17 protein-coding genes are annotated in these 15,662 nt (G+C 58.5%); 15 read left to right on the forward strand and 2 right to left on the reverse strand.

What is annotated here, in order from left to right:
- Positions 1 to 2: 2 nt before the first annotated feature.
- On the reverse strand, positions 3 to 941 hold the full coding sequence (locus PHA01_RS19290) for a LysR family transcriptional regulator (RefSeq protein WP_112529041.1): 939 nt from the start codon (positions 939 to 941) through the stop codon (positions 3 to 5).
- A gap of 116 nt (positions 942 to 1,057) precedes the next feature.
- Between PHA01_RS19290 and PHA01_RS19295 the strand changes: the two genes are divergently transcribed.
- The 9 genes from PHA01_RS19295 to PHA01_RS19335 are packed head-to-tail and all read left to right on the forward strand — an operon-like array spanning position 1,058 to position 10,229.
- Entirely contained in the window at positions 1,058 to 2,107 is a 1,050-nt protein-coding gene (locus PHA01_RS19295) for a class 1 fructose-bisphosphatase (RefSeq protein WP_271897992.1), read from the forward strand.
- A 15-nt stretch (positions 2,108 to 2,122) separates the two neighbouring features.
- The gene (locus PHA01_RS19300) at positions 2,123 to 2,995 is read left to right on the forward strand and encodes a phosphoribulokinase (protein WP_271897993.1); all 873 of its coding nucleotides are present in this window, start codon (positions 2,123 to 2,125) and stop codon (positions 2,993 to 2,995) included.
- Positions 2,996 to 3,006: 11 nt separating this feature from the next.
- Positions 3,007 to 5,019, forward strand: coding sequence for a transketolase (gene tkt / locus PHA01_RS19305; RefSeq protein ID WP_271897994.1), 2,013 nt, complete (start codon positions 3,007 to 3,009; stop codon positions 5,017 to 5,019).
- 19 nt (positions 5,020 to 5,038) lie between these two features.
- Positions 5,039 to 6,118: a class II fructose-bisphosphate aldolase gene (gene fba, locus PHA01_RS19310; protein ID WP_271897995.1), complete on the forward strand. Its 1,080-nt coding sequence runs from the start codon at positions 5,039 to 5,041 to the stop codon at positions 6,116 to 6,118.
- Positions 6,119 to 6,148: 30 nt separating this feature from the next.
- Positions 6,149 to 7,609 (forward strand): form I ribulose bisphosphate carboxylase large subunit, encoded by a 1,461-nt coding sequence (locus PHA01_RS19315; protein ID WP_271897996.1) that lies wholly within the window; start codon positions 6,149 to 6,151, stop codon positions 7,607 to 7,609.
- 10 nt (positions 7,610 to 7,619) lie between these two features.
- On the forward strand, positions 7,620 to 8,039 hold the full coding sequence (locus tag PHA01_RS19320; RefSeq protein WP_271897997.1) for a ribulose bisphosphate carboxylase small subunit: 420 nt from the start codon (positions 7,620 to 7,622) through the stop codon (positions 8,037 to 8,039).
- Complete coding sequence (gene cbbX / locus PHA01_RS19325) at positions 8,032 to 8,970, forward strand: CbbX protein (protein ID WP_271897998.1); 939 nt, start codon at positions 8,032 to 8,034, stop codon at positions 8,968 to 8,970. Before PHA01_RS19320 ends, cbbX begins: the two co-directional genes overlap by 8 nt.
- Positions 8,967 to 9,656 carry a ribulose-phosphate 3-epimerase gene (rpe, locus tag PHA01_RS19330; protein WP_112529057.1) on the forward strand — a complete coding sequence of 230 codons (690 nt, stop codon included), beginning with the start codon at positions 8,967 to 8,969 and terminating at the stop codon, positions 9,654 to 9,656. The genes cbbX and rpe overlap by 4 nt, the downstream gene beginning before the upstream one ends.
- A 15-nt stretch (positions 9,657 to 9,671) precedes the next feature.
- Entirely contained in the window at positions 9,672 to 10,229 is a 558-nt protein-coding gene (locus PHA01_RS19335) for a thioredoxin family protein (protein ID WP_271897999.1), read from the forward strand.
- A gap of 35 nt (positions 10,230 to 10,264) precedes the next feature.
- Here PHA01_RS19335 and PHA01_RS19340 read toward each other — a convergent pair whose 3' ends face one another.
- Positions 10,265 to 10,651, reverse strand: a complete 387-nt coding sequence (locus tag PHA01_RS19340; RefSeq protein ID WP_224506291.1) for a c-type cytochrome — start codon at positions 10,649 to 10,651, stop codon at positions 10,265 to 10,267.
- Positions 10,652 to 10,981: 330 nt separating this feature from the next.
- Between PHA01_RS19340 and PHA01_RS19345 the strand changes: the two genes are divergently transcribed.
- From PHA01_RS19345 to PHA01_RS19370, 6 genes are all read left to right on the forward strand, one after another.
- Entirely contained in the window at positions 10,982 to 11,191 is a 210-nt protein-coding gene (locus tag PHA01_RS19345; protein ID WP_210002958.1) for a hypothetical protein, read from the forward strand.
- Between the two features lie 36 nt (positions 11,192 to 11,227).
- A complete protein-coding gene (locus tag PHA01_RS19350; RefSeq protein ID WP_271898000.1) occupies positions 11,228 to 12,211 on the forward strand; it encodes an ABC transporter substrate-binding protein in 984 nt (327 codons plus the stop codon).
- 84 nt (positions 12,212 to 12,295) lie between these two features.
- Positions 12,296 to 13,030 (forward strand): ABC transporter permease, encoded by a 735-nt coding sequence (locus PHA01_RS19355; RefSeq protein WP_271898079.1) that lies wholly within the window; start codon positions 12,296 to 12,298, stop codon positions 13,028 to 13,030.
- Positions 12,990 to 13,748 carry an ABC transporter ATP-binding protein gene (locus PHA01_RS19360; protein WP_271898001.1) on the forward strand — a complete coding sequence of 253 codons (759 nt, stop codon included), beginning with the start codon at positions 12,990 to 12,992 and terminating at the stop codon, positions 13,746 to 13,748. Before PHA01_RS19355 ends, PHA01_RS19360 begins: the two co-directional genes overlap by 41 nt.
- Positions 13,745 to 14,704, forward strand: coding sequence for a quinoprotein relay system zinc metallohydrolase 2 (locus PHA01_RS19365; protein ID WP_271898002.1), 960 nt, complete (start codon positions 13,745 to 13,747; stop codon positions 14,702 to 14,704). The genes PHA01_RS19360 and PHA01_RS19365 overlap by 4 nt, the downstream gene beginning before the upstream one ends.
- An 80-nt stretch (positions 14,705 to 14,784) precedes the next feature.
- Positions 14,785 to 15,639, forward strand: coding sequence for a quinoprotein dehydrogenase-associated SoxYZ-like carrier (locus tag PHA01_RS19370; RefSeq protein WP_271898003.1), 855 nt, complete (start codon positions 14,785 to 14,787; stop codon positions 15,637 to 15,639).
- The last annotated feature ends 23 nt before the right edge of the window (positions 15,640 to 15,662 follow it).

Below are 15,662 nucleotides of genomic sequence, written 5' to 3' on the forward strand. Positions count from 1 at the left end.
GGTTAATTCTCCGTTGCCGGGTATAGCCGGTCGATTGCCGGCAGGCATTGCGCGCCTTTACGGCTGAGAAAATCCTGGAATGCACGCATGGCCGGTGACATGGTCCGGTCGGTGCGTACGACGGAAAACCATTGGCGGCGGATTGGCATGCCGATCACGTCGAGCATCACAAGCCTGCCGACATCGAGCTCCAGTGCGATCGTGTGGGCGGAAATGAAGGCAATGCCGAGCCCCGCCATCACCGCCTGCTTGATTGTCTCGTTCGAGGACATTTCCGTGCCGAGATCATCAAGCCGGCCCGGCAGTTCGCTGAGGAAAATCTCCAGCGATATACGCGTGCCGGATCCCGGTTCGCGAATGAGGAAATGCTCCTGTGCGATGCGTTCCTTGGTGATATCGCGGCATTTGGCGAGCGGGTGATCGGGAGCGGCGATCATCACCAGCGGGTGATCGCCGAAAACGGCCGAACGCAAGGGAACGTCCTTTGGCGGTCGGCCCATCAAGGCGAGATCGACGGCATGGCTTTTCAGCCCGGCAATCGTCTCGGCGCGGTTGCCGATGGCGAGCTTTATGGCGATATCCGGGTGTTCCTTGCGAAAAATCGCCATCAGTTGCGGCGCGAAATACTTTGCCGTCGATACGACTCCCAGCGTCAGACTGCCGATGCGCAACCCCTTTATCGCATCAATCTCGTCTTCGAGGAGGCGCAGTCTTTCGTCGACCATTTGCGCAGCATCGAGAAACGCCAGCCCGGCGGCGGTCGGTCGCAGGCCCTCATTCGTGCGATCGAAAAGGATGATATTGGCATCTTCTTCAAGAAGTTTGAGCTGGATGGTTACCGCCGGTGGCGTCAGCCCCAACGCATTGGCTGCGGCGGCGATCGTGCCGTGCTGCATGATCGCCTGTATCGCCCGCAGTTGCTTCAAATTCAAATTGCGCATTCCACCAGTTAATAGAATTTATCGAATGCGTAAATATAATAAATTTTACTAAGTATGGTCCGCATGGTTCCATGTCCGAAGTCCGATGCGGAGACAATCGGACAGGGAGGACTACCATGACCACGGCAACACTAGATGCCTTTCTTGGATCCTATGCGGAGAGCGGCGATACGCTGCGCGCTTCCGTTTCGCTGGTCGTGCGCCAGCTGTCCCTGACTGCGGTCAAGATCCGCAACACGATCAATCAGGGTGCTCTCGGCAAGGCCTTCGCCAGCAGCCATGGCAGCAAGAATGCCGATGGCGATGCCCAGAAGGACCTCGATATCTTTGCAGACGACATGTTCCTCGAGGCCATGCGTCAGGCTCCTGTTGCACTTTATGGCTCCGAGGAACTCGCCCATCCAGCCTTGCTCGACCCAAGCGCACCATTGGCGCTGGCTATCGATCCGCTGGATGGCTCATCCAACATCGACACCAATGTCTCGATAGGGACCATCTTCTCCATCCTCCCGGTGGCAGGCGAGCCGGACAGCGAGCCTGGCGCATCGTTTTTCCAGAAAGGCGATCGCCAGCTCGCTGCCGGTTTCTTCATTTATGGACCCCAACTCGCCTTGGTGCTCACGCTGGGCAGCGGCACGCATGTCTTCGTGTTTTCGGCGCGGCTCGGAACCTTCATTCAGGCGTATGCGAGCATCGTTATTCCCGATCGTGCCTATGAATTCGCCATCAATGCCGCCAACTACCGCCATTGGGACGAGGCGGTGCAGCTCTATGTCGATGACTGCCTCAAGGGTAGCGAAGGGCCGCGCGAGCGTGATTTCAACATGCGCTGGATCGCATCCCTGGTCGCGGAAACCTACCGGATCCTGATGCGCAGCGGCGTCTTTCTTTATCCGGGGGACAGGCGCAAGGGCTATGGCGACGGCCGCATACGTCTCGTCTACGAGGCCAATCCCATTGCCTTTCTCATCGAGCAGGCGGGTGGCGCCGCGACCAACACGGCGAGCCGCATACTCGATCTGACACCGAAGACCATGCATCAGCGTGTGCCGTTCATCTTCGGTTCGGCCAGGGAAGTAGCTCGTATCAGCCGGTATCACACCGAGCCCAGCAACATCGGCGAACGCGCGCCGCTGTTCAGCAAGCGTGGCCTGTTCAGGGTTTGAGTGGAGGAGGAAAACATGTCGGCAAAGCACCCAATCATATCGATCACTGGCTCGTCAGGCGCGGGAACGACCTCCGTGAAGCGCATCTTCGAGCAGATTTTCCGCCGCGAGCATATTGAGGCCGCTTTCATCGAGGGCGACGCATTCCACCGGTATGACCGCAATGCCATGAAGGCGAAGGTTGCGGAGGAAGAAGCCAAGGGTAACCCCAACTTCACGCATTTCCACGTCGATGCCAACGAGTTGAATAAGCTGGATGAGGTTTTCGAGGAATACGGCCGCAGGGGTACGGGCCAGACGCGTAGCTACATCCACGACGAAGAGGAAGCCGCGCAATACGACACGCCGGCGGGCACATTCACAGAATGGCGCGATTTTCCGCCGAGCACCTTGCTGTTCTATGAAGGCTTGCATGGCTGCGCCGTAGCTGAGGGCGTCAACCTTGCCCGCCACGCGGATCTGAAGATCGGCGTCGTTCCCGTGATCAATCTTGAATGGATCCAGAAGATCCATCGCGATCGTTCGACGCGCGGCTATTCCACCGAGGCGGTCATGGATGTGATCCTGCGCCGCATGCCCGATTATGTGCGTTACATCACGCCGCAATTCACGCTGACCGACATCAATTTCCAGCGCGTACCGATTGTCGATACGTCAAACCCGTTCATTGCGCGGTGGATACCGACACCGGACGAGTCGATGCTGGTGATCCGTTTTGCCCGGCCGCGCGGGATCGATTTCCCCTATCTGCTGTCGATGATCCACGATTCCTTCATGTCGCGGGCCAATTCGATCGTCGTCCCCGGCAACAAGCTGGATCTCGCCATGCAACTTATCCTGACGCCGCTGATCATGCAGTTGATCGAACGCAAAAACCGCGCCTCGTGAAGGAGATAGCGATGAATACGCAAGCTTTGCTTCAAGAAATGCCGGAAACCGAAACCGTTTCGGAACGGGATATGGCAAATGCAATCCGGGCGCTGGTCATGGACAGCGTCCAGAAGGCCAATTCCGGGCATCCCGGCATGCCGATGGGCATGGCCGACGTCGCAACGGTTCTCTTCAACCGCTTCATCAAGCTCGATCCATTGCATCCGCAGTGGCCGGATCGTGACAGATTCGTTTTGTCGGCCGGACACGGCTCGATGCTGCAATACGCGCTGCATTATCTGATTGGCTATCCTGACATGCCGATCGAGGAACTGCAGCGTTTCCGCCAGCTTGGCGCCAAGACGGCCGGTCACCCGGAATTTGGTCATGCGCAGGGTATCGAGATGACCACCGGCCCGCTCGGGCAGGGTATCGCGACAGCCGTCGGTATGGCGCTGGCCGAACGTTTGCTTGTGCAGCGGTTCGGCGAAGATATCGTCGATCACCATACTTATGTGATCGCAGGAGATGGCTGCCTGCAGGAGGGCATAAGTCACGAGGCAATCGATCTTGCCGGTCATTTGAGACTGTCGAAGCTCATCGTCTTCTGGGACAACAACTCCATCTCGATCGACGGGCCGACCTCTCTTTCGACATCGATGGATCAGTTGATGCGGTTCGAGGCGGCGGGTTTCGATGTCCAGGAGATCGACGGTCACGACTACGAAGAAATCGCCGATGCCATTGCCCGCGCCAGGTCTTCCGACCGGCCGTCGCTGATCTCGTGCCGGACCATCATCGGCAAGGGCGCGCCGAACCTGCAGGGAACCGAGAAGACCCATGGTGCGCCTCTGGGCGACAGCGAAATCGCGGCAGTACGTCAGGCAATCGACTGGCCGCATCAGCCATTCGAGGTTCCCGAAGACATCATCGAGACCTGGCACGATGTGGCCCGTCGTGGAGCCGACGAGCGGCGCGAATGGTGTGTACGAATGGCGGCATCACCGCATGGGGACGACCTCAGGCAAGCCGTTCTGAAGCAGTTGCCGACGAGCCTTTTTGAAGAGCTTAACGCATTCCGCTGCGAACATGTCGAAAAGGCAACCAAGGTCGCGACACGCAAGGCTTCGGAAATGGTGCTTGCCGTTATCAACAATGCAACCGATCTGACGATCGGCGGTTCGGCTGACCTTACCCACTCGAACCTGACCGTTACGCCGGGAATGCGCGACGTTACACCGCAAAGTTTTTCCGGCCGCTATATCCATTATGGCATCCGCGAACATGGCATGGCGGCGGCGATGAACGGCCTTGCCCTGCATGGCGGCTTTATTCCCTATGGCGGCACGTTCCTGGCCTTCGCCGATTACGCGCGGGGTGCGATGCGTCTCTCGGCGCTGATGGGTCAGCAGGTCATCTACGTCATGACCCATGACTCGATCGGTCTCGGTGAGGATGGTCCGACCCATCAGCCGATCGAACATCTGGCGATGCTGCGGGCAACGCCCGGCATAAACGTGTTCCGCCCGGCCGATATCATCGAAACCGCCGAGTGCTGGGAGCTCGCACTGAAATATTCCGACCGGCCGAGTGTCATCGTCCTGTCACGCCAGAATCTCGCGATGCTGCGTCACGCTCATGCGGAGGAAAACCGGTCCAGCCGCGGCGCCTATGTCCTGCGCGAAACAGCGGAGCCACGCGCAATCACGCTGATGGCGACTGGCTCCGAAGTCGAGATCGCCTGTACCGCCGCCGACATGCTGCGCGGACAGTACAAGATCCCGGCCGCCGTTGTCTCGATGCCGTCCTGGGAGTTGTTCGAAGCGCAAACCCCGGCCTATCGCCGTTCGGTCCTGGCGGCGGCACCCCGCATTGGTATCGAGGCTGCCGCTCGCCTGGGCTGGGATCGCTGGATCGGTGAAAAGGGTGCCTTCATCGGCATGGAGGGCTTTGGCGCCAGCGCCCCGGCGCCGGATCTCTACCGTCATTTCAATATCACGCCTGAAAACATCGTCGCCACGGCGCGCAAGCTCATCAACTGAACTGAAAGGAGTATTGATCATGGCCCGGATAACCTTGCGACAATTGCTCGATCATGCTGCCGAGTATGGTTACGGCGTTCCCGCCTTCAACATCAACAATATGGAGCAGGGGCTTGCCGTGATGGAAGCTGCGGCAGCCTGCGATGCGCCGGTTATCCTGCAGGCATCGCGCGGTGCACGCTCCTATGCCAAGGATTTGATGCTGGCGCGGATGATCGATGCGTTGGCGGATATCTATCCATCGATTCCGATCTGCCTGCATCAGGATCACGGCAATGATGAGGCCACCTGCCTGACCGCGGTTCGCCATGGATTCACTTCGGTCATGATGGACGGCTCGCTCGAAGCCGATGCGGCAACGCCAGCCTCATACGAGTATAATGTCGAGATCACGAAGCGGGTCGCCACCATCGCCCATTGGGTCGGCGTTTCGGTCGAAGGTGAACTCGGTGTGCTTGGTTCGCTCGAAAGCGGTGAAGCCGAGGCTGAAGACGGTCATGGTGCGAGCGGCGTTCTCAGTCATGACCAGCTCGTGACCGATCCGGATCAGGCAGTGGATTTCGTGCTTCGCACCAAGGTCGATGCGCTGGCTATCGCCTGCGGTACGTCGCACGGCGCCTACAAGTTCACCCGCGCCCCCGATGGCGACATCCTGGCGATGGGCGTCATCGAGGAAATCCACCGCAAGCTACCCAATACGCATCTGGTCATGCATGGCTCGTCGTCCGTTCCGCAAGCCTTGCAGGACATCATCAACCGCTTCGGCGGCGAGATGCCGCAAACCTACGGGGTGCCTGTCGAGGAGATCGAGCGCGGCATCCGCCACGGTGTGCGCAAGGTCAATATCGATACGGACTGCCGCATGGCCATGAGCGGCCAGTTCCGCCGGATCGCCACGGAAAATCCTGCCGAGTTCGATCCACGCAAATTCCTCAAACCGGCCATGGATGCCATGCGCGATCTTTGCCGTGACCGCTTCGAGCGGTTCGGCACGGCGGGCAACGCATCGCGGATCAAGGTCATCGGACTCGATGAAATGGCAAAACGCTACGCCGCCGGCAAACTCGATCCGCAAATCGCTGCAGCCAAGGCTGCTTGAAATCAAAATTACCAAGGAAAGGACCTCATCATGTCAAACAAGTCAGAAACGGTCACAGGAAAGGACCGCTACAGGTCCGGTGTCATGGAATACAAGAAGATGGGCTACTGGGAGCCTGACTACGAACCAAAGGACACCGACATCATCGCGCTGTTTCGCATCACGCCGCAGGATGGCGTCGATCCGATCGAAGCGGCGGCTGCCGTTGCCGGTGAATCTTCGACGGCCACCTGGACCGTCGTGTGGACGGACCGGCTGACCGCAACGGAGAAGTACCGTGCCAAGGCGTACCGCGTCGATCCGGTTCCGAACGGTGAAGGCCAATACTTCGCCTACATTGCCTATGATCTCGACTTGTTCGAGCCGGGCTCCATCTCGAACCTGACGGCATCGATCATCGGCAACGTCTTTGGCTTCAAGCCTTTGAAGGCTTTGCGGTTGGAAGACATGCGCCTGCCGGTGGCCTATGTGAAGACCTTCCAGGGCCCGCCAACGGGTATCGTCGTTGAACGCGAACGCCTCGACAAGTTCGGACGTCCATTGCTGGGTGCGACGGTGAAGCCGAAGCTCGGACTGTCTGGCCGCAACTATGGCCGCGTCGTCTACGAGGCGCTGAAGGGCGGTCTGGATTTCACCAAGGATGACGAGAACATCAACTCGCAGCCCTTCATGCACTGGCGTGAGCGCTTCCTCTACTGCATGGAGGCCGTCAACAAGGCGCAGGCCGCAACAGGCGAGATCAAGGGCAGCTATCTAAACGTTACAGCTGCCACCATGGAAGATATGTATGAGCGTGCCGATTTCGCCAAGGAGCTCGGTTCGAACATCGTCATGATCGATCTGGTCATCGGTTACACGGCGATCCAGTCGATGGCCAAGTGGGCGCGGCGCAACGATATGATCCTGCATCTGCATCGCGCCGGACACTCGACCTACACGCGGCAGAAGTCACATGGCGTGTCGTTCCGCGTTATCGCCAAGTGGATGCGGCTTGCCGGCGTGGATCATATCCATGCGGGTACTGTCGTCGGCAAGCTGGAAGGTGACCCTGCCACCACGCGCGGCTACTACGACATCTGCCGCGAGGACTTCAACCCGATGCGGCTGGAGAACGGCGTGTTCTTCGACCAGCATTGGGCCTCGCTCAACAAGATGATGCCGGTGGCCTCGGGCGGTATCCACGCCGGCCAGATGCACCAGCTGCTCGACCTTCTGGGCGAGGATGTCGTTCTGCAGTTCGGCGGCGGCACCATCGGTCACCCGCTCGGCATTGCAGCCGGTGCAACGGCCAACCGCGTCGCACTCGAATGCATGGTGTTGGCGCGTAACGAAGGCCGTGACATCGTCAATGAAGGACCGGAGATCCTGCGTATGGCAGCACGCACCTGCCAGCCTCTGCAGCAGGCGCTCGAAATCTGGAAGGACGTTTCCTTCAACTATACCTCAACCGACTCGCCGGACTTCATTCCGACGGCAACAGCAGCAGAATAGGAGAAACGACATGCGTATCACTCAAGGAGCATTCTCGTTCCTGCCTGACCTGACAGATCAGCAAATCGCCAAGCAGGTGCAATATTGCATCGACAATGGCTGGGCGGTCAGCCTTGAATTCACTGATGACCCGCATCCGCGCAACACATATTGGGATATGTGGGCGCACCCAATGTTCGACAATCCGGATGCAGCTGCTCTCATGATGGAGCTGAAGGAATGCCGCAAGGTCTATGGCGATTATTACATTCGCCTTGTCGCCTTCGACAACAGCCATGGCTGGGAATCGGTCAAGCTGTCGTTCCTCGTCAACCGGCCTGCTGAAGAGCCCGGGTTCCATCTTGCAAGGCAGGAAAGCGCAGGCCGCGTGGTTCGCTACACGACGCGGTCCTACGCAACGGACAAGCCAGCGGGGCAGCGCTATGGCTGATGCCAGCATCACACAACTCGACGGGCCTCCTGTGGAGGTTCCGTCTGCCATCGACCTGCGCGCCGAATATGTCGAATCCGGCGTCAAGGAGGTGCTGGACGAACTCGACCGCGACTTGATCGGCCTGAAGCCGGTCAAGCAGCGGATCAAGGAGACTGCAGCATTGCTGCTTGTCGAGCGGGCACGCCGGCGCATGGGTCTCGCCCATGAAACGCCGACGCTGCACATGAGCTTCAGCGGTAACCCCGGCACCGGCAAGACCACGGTTGCAATGCGCATGGCGGACCTGTTGCATCGCCTCGGCTATATCCGCAAGGGCCATCTCGTCTCTGTGACGCGTGACGATCTGGTCGGGCAATATATCGGGCATACCGCCCCGAAGACCAAGGAGATCCTGAAGAAAGCCATGGGCGGCGTATTGTTCATTGACGAGGCTTATTATCTGCACCGCCAGGAGAACGAGCGCGACTACGGACAGGAAGCAATCGAGATACTGTTGCAGGTGATGGAAAACCAGCGCGACGATCTCGTAGTGATTCTCGCTGGCTATGCCGATCGCATGGACAAGTTCTTCGAGAGCAATCCCGGTTTTCGTTCGCGCATCGCCCACCATATCGATTTTCCGGATTATAGCTCGGACGAGTTGCTGAGCATTTCCGAGACGATGCTGTCGAAGCAGAACTATACGTTCGATGCGGAAGGCCGGGCCATCATGGCCGACTATATCGAACGGCGCCGCAAGCAGCCGCACTTTGCCAACGCCCGCTCCATTCGCAATGCGCTCGACAGGGCGCGACTTCGCCATGCAAACCGATTGTTCGAGGCATCCAACGGGCCGACAGATGCGGCGGCGCTTTCAACGATTACTGCGGACGATATCAGGGTCAGCCGTGTGTTTTCCGCATCGTCAGGAGAGGAGAAAACGCCATGAACAGGAACGTACTCATTGCGCCGTCCGTGCTTTCGGCAGATTTTTCCCGGCTCGGCCAGGAAGTCGAAGACGTCATGGCGGCGGGTGCCGACTGGGTGCATCTCGACGTGATGGATGGGCATTTCGTGCCCAACATTACGTTCGGGCCGCAGATCATTAAATCCATCCGCAACCGGACGTCCGCGATATTCGATTGTCATCTCATGATCGCCCCGACGGATGCCTATCTTGGCGCCTTTGCCGAGGCGGGCTGCGATTTCATCACAGTGCATGCGGAAGCTGGTCCGCATCTTGATCGCTCGCTGCAGGCAATTCGCAGTCTCGGCAAGAAGGCGGGTGTGTCGCTCAACCCGTCGACTCCGGAAAGCGTCATCGAATATGTGCTGGATCGGCTCGATCTTGTGCTCTTGATGACGGTCAATCCGGGTTTCGGCGGACAGGCGTTCATCCCCTCGGTCGTCGACAAGGTAAGGCGCGTAAAGGCGATGATCGGCAACCGCCCGATTCATATCGAAATCGATGGCGGCGTGACGCCTGAAACCGCACCGCTCGTTGCAGCGGCAGGGGCAAATGTGCTTGTCGCTGGATCGGCGGTCTTCAAGGGCAATGGCAAGGCGGCCTATGCTGACAATATCGCTGCAATCCGTCATGCTGCCGACCATGCGAGGCATCGCGCAGCAGCTTGAGCGGAGGAGAAGACAATGGCGGCGATACCACCCCTTTGTGATTTTGCCTGGAAGGCCGTTGATGCGAGCCTGACCGGTACCGATGACCGGCAGCATTCCATTCTGGCGCAGGCAGGTGACAGGGGGCTGGTCGTTGCTTTCATCTGCAACCATTGTCCTTATGTGAAAGCCGTTATCCAGCGCATCGTCCGCGACGCCCGGGATCTCAAGGAACTCGGCATCGGCTTCGTTGCAATAAACGCCAACGACGCAGATGCCTATCCCGCCGATTCGTTTGAAAACATGAAGGTTTTTGCCCGCGACAACGGTTTCCCGTTTCCCTATCTGCATGACGCCGACCAGAGCGTAGCACGTACATACGGGGCCGTCTGCACGCCCGATTTCTTCGGGTTCAATGGCGCGGGCGAATTACAATATCGTGGACGCCTCGACGCATCGCGCAAGGAGGCGGCAGCGCCAGATATCCGCCGCGACCTGTTCGAGGCGATGAAGCAAGTCGCCAATACGGGGCAGGGGCCGCGCGAGCAGATCGCATCGGTCGGCTGTTCGATCAAATGGCGTGAGATTGCCTGAGGTGCCGCCGGCCAGGTCGACCGGCGGCGATCCGGCTATTTGTATTGATTCAGATAGGCTTCAAGGTCAGTGATTTCCTTGTCGTCCTTCAGACCGGGAAAGGCCATTTTCGTGCCTTTGACCTTGGCCTTCGGATCGTGCAGATAATCACGAAGGCTGGCTGTGTCCCAGACAAGTCCGGCCGCGCCTGCCGCCTTCATTGCAGGTGAATAGCTGAAACCTGGATGGGTTCCAGCGGTTCTGCCCATCAATTTGTTCAACGACGGTCCGACCTTGTTCTTGTCGGTATCGGCCACGTGACAGACTGCACATTTCTTGAAAACTGTCGCTCCTGCCGTGGCGTCGCCGGCGTCTTGCGCCCGGGCTCCAGCAACAGACAGAATTGCGACGGATAGTCCAATCAGAACGGTAGAATAACGCATGGCATCTCCTCATTTTCGCCAAGGGTGCCCTGGACGAAGACCGGCGCCAATTTTCCATGCATTGGCGCCCCCAATTTTTAGAACACTTCCAGAAGGTACCTTCAGCGCCTGATAAGTCAATTGCTTGACCGGGATATAACGCCGCAGCTTCACGATCGTGTTTTCTCGGCCGGTTGCAATTGACGCCGAGAGATGACACCCGTAATTTGTGACGAATATTTCTCATCGGGCACCTTGAGAAATCCGCACTACGACCTTCCAGCCTGTCAGGACTCCTGAGATTTCGGCGCTATGAAGGTGGGACGTGCCAGAGGATTGGGAGGTGCCTGCATGGATGTTGTTGATCTTGTTTTGACCATCTGTCTCATATCCAACCCGGCGAGTTGCCGGGAGGAGCGCCTGCATTTTGAAAACAGGGGCGGCCTGAACAATTGCATGTTCCTCGCGCCGACAGAGATTGCCAAATGGTCCGGGGAACATCCAAAGCTCAAGGTCGTTCGGTGGAAATGCGATTATCCGTCAAAGGACCTGGAGCTCTAGGTCGTAAACTCATGGCGATCCGTCTGGGAGGACATCGTGGCAGGACTACATCAACGCCTTTTTCGCTTCGGCATCTTGCTCGCGCTCGCTCTTGGTTTTGGCACGCAGGCGAGCCCGGCTGCGGAAACGGTCCGTGTTGGCGTCCTGAAATTCGGGACTGTCAATTGGGAGCTGGACACGATCAAGCAGCACAAGCTCGACGAAAAATATGGCGTGAATGTCGACGTCCGCTTCTTCGCCAGTGAAGATGCAACCAATGTGGCCATGATGGCCGGGGATGTCGATATCATTGTCACGGACTGGCTCTGGGTGTCGCGGCAGCGCGCGTCAGGCGAAGACCTGACCTTCGTGCCCTATTCCAGTTCAGTCGGAGCCTTGATGGTTCACGATGGCTCGCCAATCAAAAGCCTGGCGGATCTGAAAGGCAAGAAGATCGGAGTGGCAGGTGGGCCGCTGGACAAGAGCTGGCTGCTCATACAGGGCTATGCCAAGCACCAATTCGCACTCGATCTGCCGGCGCAAAGCGAAATTGTCTACGGCACGCCGCCGCTACTTGCCGAAAAGGCGCAGCAAGGCGAACTGGATGCCGTGCTGAACTTCTGGAATTTTTGCGCGCGGCTTGAAGCCAATGGGTTTCACCGCCTGGTCAGTACCAGCGATGCTGCAAAGGCGCTCGGCGCTACAGGTGACGTTTCGGCCATCGGTTACATCTTTCACGACAAATGGGCCGACGCCCATCCGGACGCGATAGCGGGTTTCGTCAAGGCAAGTCGAGATGCGAAGGCCCTGCTCGGCAGTTCCGATGAGGAATGGCAACGTTTGGCGCCGGTGGTGAAGGCCGAAGGCCATGAACTGGATGTGCTGCGTGACCGCTATCGTGAAGGTGTTCCCGACCGGCCAATCGAGGACGAACAGGCCGACGCGGTGAAGCTCTATGCTATCCTTGCCGATCTTGGCGGCGAACGGCTTGTCGGCCCCGGAAAAACCTTGGCACCGGGCACATTCTGGAGGGCAGACTAATTGGCTCTTGCATCAAGCGAACGGCAGCAAACGGGCAAGCTTGTTTCCACCACGGTTTCAAAGCGGCAGTGGAGCTCACCGTTGATGGTGTTGCTGTCGTTTGGCGCATTGGTCGTCGCATGGCACCTTGGAGCGACGATCTGGCCCAGTCGCTCGTTCCCGGCGCCTTTGCTGGTTCTGCAAACCTTTATCAGCGAAACGGCGAGCGGCGATCTGCCGTATAATCTCGGTATCACCTTGTGCCGCGTGGCCGCCTCCTTCGTCCTGGCGATGCTGATAGGTTCGGTGATCGGTGTCCTGCTTGGCAGCCATCGCCGTGCAGATCAGTTTTTCAATCCCTGGGTCATTCTCTTCCTCAATATACCGGCGCTGGTCATCATCGTCCTCGCCTATATCTGGTTCGGGCTCAATGAAGCCGCAGCGATCGGCGCCGTAGCGCTCAACAAGATCCCGAATGTGGTCGTCACCATGCGTGAAGGAACGAGGGCGCTCGATCCGCGCTACGCGGAAATGGCACAGGTGTACCGCTTCAATGCACTCGATCGCTTGCGGCACATTCTGATACCCCAACTGCAGCCCTATATTGCCGCCGCGTCGCGTTCCGGCATTTCGCTGATCTGGAAAATTGTGCTCGTGGTCGAGTTGCTCGGCCGCTCAAACGGTGTCGGTTTTCAGATCAATCTGTTTTTTCAACTCTTCGATGTCGCGGCGATACTTGCCTATACGCTGGCCTTTGTCGCCGTCATGCTCTTCATCGAACTCGTCGTGGTGCAACCGCTTGAACACACATCAACTCGCTGGCGTCGCAGCGCGGCTTAAGGTCAATCTCGAGGAGAAGACGTTCCACTCGTCCAACAGTGGAACGATTGAAGTGCTGCGCGATCTGCGCTTCGAGGTCGAGCAGAACGAGTTCGCTTGTATCCTTGGACCGTCAGGCTGCGGCAAGACCACCACACTGCGCATTCTGCTTGGTCTCGATAGCGACTATCACGGGTCGATCCAGTTACCCGGATTGGCGGACGCGCGTATCGGGGCGGTGTTTCAGGAGCCGATGCTTCTGCCGTGGCGCACGGTCGAGCAGAATGTGCGGCTCGCCATGCCGAGGCCCATGCGTGAGACCAATCTCGACAGCTTGTTCAGCACGCTAGGCCTGTCGAAGATGCGCAATTTCTATCCGGCAGAGCTATCGCTGGGGCTGGCACGCCGGGCGGCGATAGCGCGCGCGCTGGCGATCGAGCCGGATATACTTTTGCTTGATGAACCATTTGTCTCGCTGGATGAGTCCACAGCGCAGCAACTCCGGCATATGCTGCTCTCCGTATGGTCCGAGCGCCCGACAACCGCATTGATGGTGACGCATAATCTGCAGGAGGCGATCATGCTCGCCGACCGTATCATCGTGCTTTCCGAACGTCCCGCCCATGTGATCGGCACGTTCGATATCCGCTTGCCGCGCAACTATCGCAATGAGCAGGTGAAGGCTGATCTGCTGCGTTCGTTCAATGAGAAATTCGCTGGGGTGAGGAACGCACCATGAGCGAGCCGACCCGGCGCAGCGTTCTTAAAACTGGCGTCTTTTTCGCCTGTTGCGGCATTTCGCATGTCCGTCTGGCGCGGGCGCAGTCGAGCCCGGTCGAGCCCTTGCCTGTCAAGGAGATTACCCGCGGGGTATTCGCCTTTGCAGGCAGGCCAGAGATGATGGCTGCGAACAACGAGGGCGAGATCTGCAATGTCAGCTTCATCATCGGTGACGAAGCGGTCGCCGTGATCGACAGCGGCGGCAGTGTTGCCGAGGGGAGGGAGCTCCTCGCCGCCATTCGCGCCAGGACAAATAAGCCGATCCGCTATCTGATCAACACGCACATGCACCCCGATCATATTTTCGGAAACGCCGCATTCGGGGAAACGGGAGCGATTGTTGTCGGGCATCACAATCTGCCGCGCGCCCTGAGCGCCCGCGGCGACTATTATTTGCAGAGCTATCGCGATGCCATGGGCAGTGAGCTGATGGCCGACATAAAGATCGTGCCACCCACGAAACTCATCACCGGCGAGGAACAGCTCGATATCGGTAATCGGAAGCTTACGTTGAAAGCCTGGAAACCTGCCCATACGGACAACGATTTGACAATTTTCGACGAACAGTCGGGCACATTCTTCACTGGCGATCTGTGCTTCATCGAGCATCTTCCGACGATGGATGGATCGCTGCTTGGCTGGATCGCACAGCTGGAGGAGCTCAAAGGGATCAAGGCAAAATTCGCGGTACCGGGACATGGTCCCGTTCCGTCGGCGTGGCCGCAGGCGCTTGAGCAGGAGCAGCGCTATTTCGATGCGCTCGCCCGCGATATTCGCAAGGCGATCGCCGATGGCGTGCCCATGGCCGAGGCGGTCAAGACAGCGGCGGAAAGCGAGCGGAACGACTGGCGCCTCTTCGACGAATATAATGTGCGCAACGCCACGGCCGCCTTTGCCGAGCTCGAATGGGAGTGAACCCGTTTGCAACTTCGTCGGCCGAGGTGGTATACTCAAACATGGCCGGGCACCGCCAAATTTCTTGGTGGAGGCAGAATATGACGATAAATGCGATGCGACTGGGCAGCCGGGTGGTTGCGCTCGTCATTCTCGTACTCGTTGGAGCGGCGATGCCGTTTGCGGCTGGCGCGCAAAGCGCAAGCGTTCCGGATACCAAAACGTGGGACGGCTTGAAGGGCGATGTATTCGGCCAAAAGCCGATCGGAGATGCTGATGGCATCATCACGATCGATGCGCCGAAACGCGCCGAGGACGCGGCAATCGTACCCATCGATCTGCATTTCAAAACCGATGCGGCAACTGGCCGGATCAAGGCTGTCACCCTCATCGTCGATGAAAATCCGTCGCCCGTCGCTGCCGTATTCCAGTTTGGCAAGGATGCAGGCGTCACCCATCTAGCGACCCGCCTTCGGGTCAATGCCTATTCCTATGTCCGCGCTATCGCGGAAACCGAAGATGGCAAACTTCATATGACGCAAACTTTCGTCAAGGCGTCCGGCGGCTGCTCCGCACCGGCGATGAAAAACCAGGACGAGGCCCTGGCCTCGCTCGGCAAGATGAAGCTTCGTGTCTTTACAGCAAAGACTCCCGGCAACGAGCCAATGACCCGCGCAACGGAAATGCAGCTGATGATTCGTCACCCCAACAACTCAGGGCTGCAGATGGATCAACTCACGCGCTATTATATTCCGGCGCACTTCATTCAGGGCCTGACCGTCTCGCAGGGCGATCGGCTTATCATGTCGATGGAAGGCGGTATTTCGATCTCTGAAGACCCGAACTTCCGCTTCGAGTTCGATGCAAAGCCCGGCGAGGATGTGAAAGTCGAGGCTGCCGATACCGAAGGCAAGAAATTCCAGGACGAATTGCCGCTGGAATCCTCCAGCCTGTGATCGAAAACGCGGCCATGAAGACC

This window comes from Candidatus Phyllobacterium onerii, assembly GCF_028331445.1.
GTDB classification, from domain to species: Bacteria; Pseudomonadota; Alphaproteobacteria; order Rhizobiales; family Rhizobiaceae; genus Phyllobacterium; species Phyllobacterium onerii.

Bases quoted from the DNA above. Each gene is read 5' to 3' on its own strand.
- PHA01_RS19290 (WP_112529041.1), bottom strand. From the start codon at position 941: ATGCGCAATTTGAATTTGAAGCAACTGCGGGCGATACAGGCGATCATG.
- PHA01_RS19295 (WP_271897992.1), top strand. From the start codon at position 1,058: ATGACCACGGCAACACTAGATGCCTTTCTTGGATCCTATGCGGAGAGC.
- PHA01_RS19300 (WP_271897993.1), top strand. From the start codon at position 2,123: ATGTCGGCAAAGCACCCAATCATATCGATCACTGGCTCGTCAGGCGCG.
- tkt (WP_271897994.1), top strand. From the start codon at position 3,007: ATGAATACGCAAGCTTTGCTTCAAGAAATGCCGGAAACCGAAACCGTT.
- fba (WP_271897995.1), top strand. From the start codon at position 5,039: ATGGCCCGGATAACCTTGCGACAATTGCTCGATCATGCTGCCGAGTAT.
- PHA01_RS19315 (WP_271897996.1), top strand. From the start codon at position 6,149: ATGTCAAACAAGTCAGAAACGGTCACAGGAAAGGACCGCTACAGGTCC.
- PHA01_RS19320 (WP_271897997.1), top strand. From the start codon at position 7,620: ATGCGTATCACTCAAGGAGCATTCTCGTTCCTGCCTGACCTGACAGAT.
- cbbX (WP_271897998.1), top strand. From the start codon at position 8,032: ATGGCTGATGCCAGCATCACACAACTCGACGGGCCTCCTGTGGAGGTT.
- rpe (WP_112529057.1), top strand. From the start codon at position 8,967: ATGAACAGGAACGTACTCATTGCGCCGTCCGTGCTTTCGGCAGATTTT.
- PHA01_RS19335 (WP_271897999.1), top strand. From the start codon at position 9,672: ATGGCGGCGATACCACCCCTTTGTGATTTTGCCTGGAAGGCCGTTGAT.
- PHA01_RS19340 (WP_224506291.1), bottom strand. From the start codon at position 10,651: ATGCGTTATTCTACCGTTCTGATTGGACTATCCGTCGCAATTCTGTCT.
- PHA01_RS19345 (WP_210002958.1), top strand. From the start codon at position 10,982: ATGGATGTTGTTGATCTTGTTTTGACCATCTGTCTCATATCCAACCCG.
- PHA01_RS19355 (WP_271898079.1), top strand. From the start codon at position 12,296: ATGGTGTTGCTGTCGTTTGGCGCATTGGTCGTCGCATGGCACCTTGGA.
- PHA01_RS19365 (WP_271898002.1), top strand. From the start codon at position 13,745: ATGAGCGAGCCGACCCGGCGCAGCGTTCTTAAAACTGGCGTCTTTTTC.
- PHA01_RS19370 (WP_271898003.1), top strand. From the start codon at position 14,785: ATGACGATAAATGCGATGCGACTGGGCAGCCGGGTGGTTGCGCTCGTC.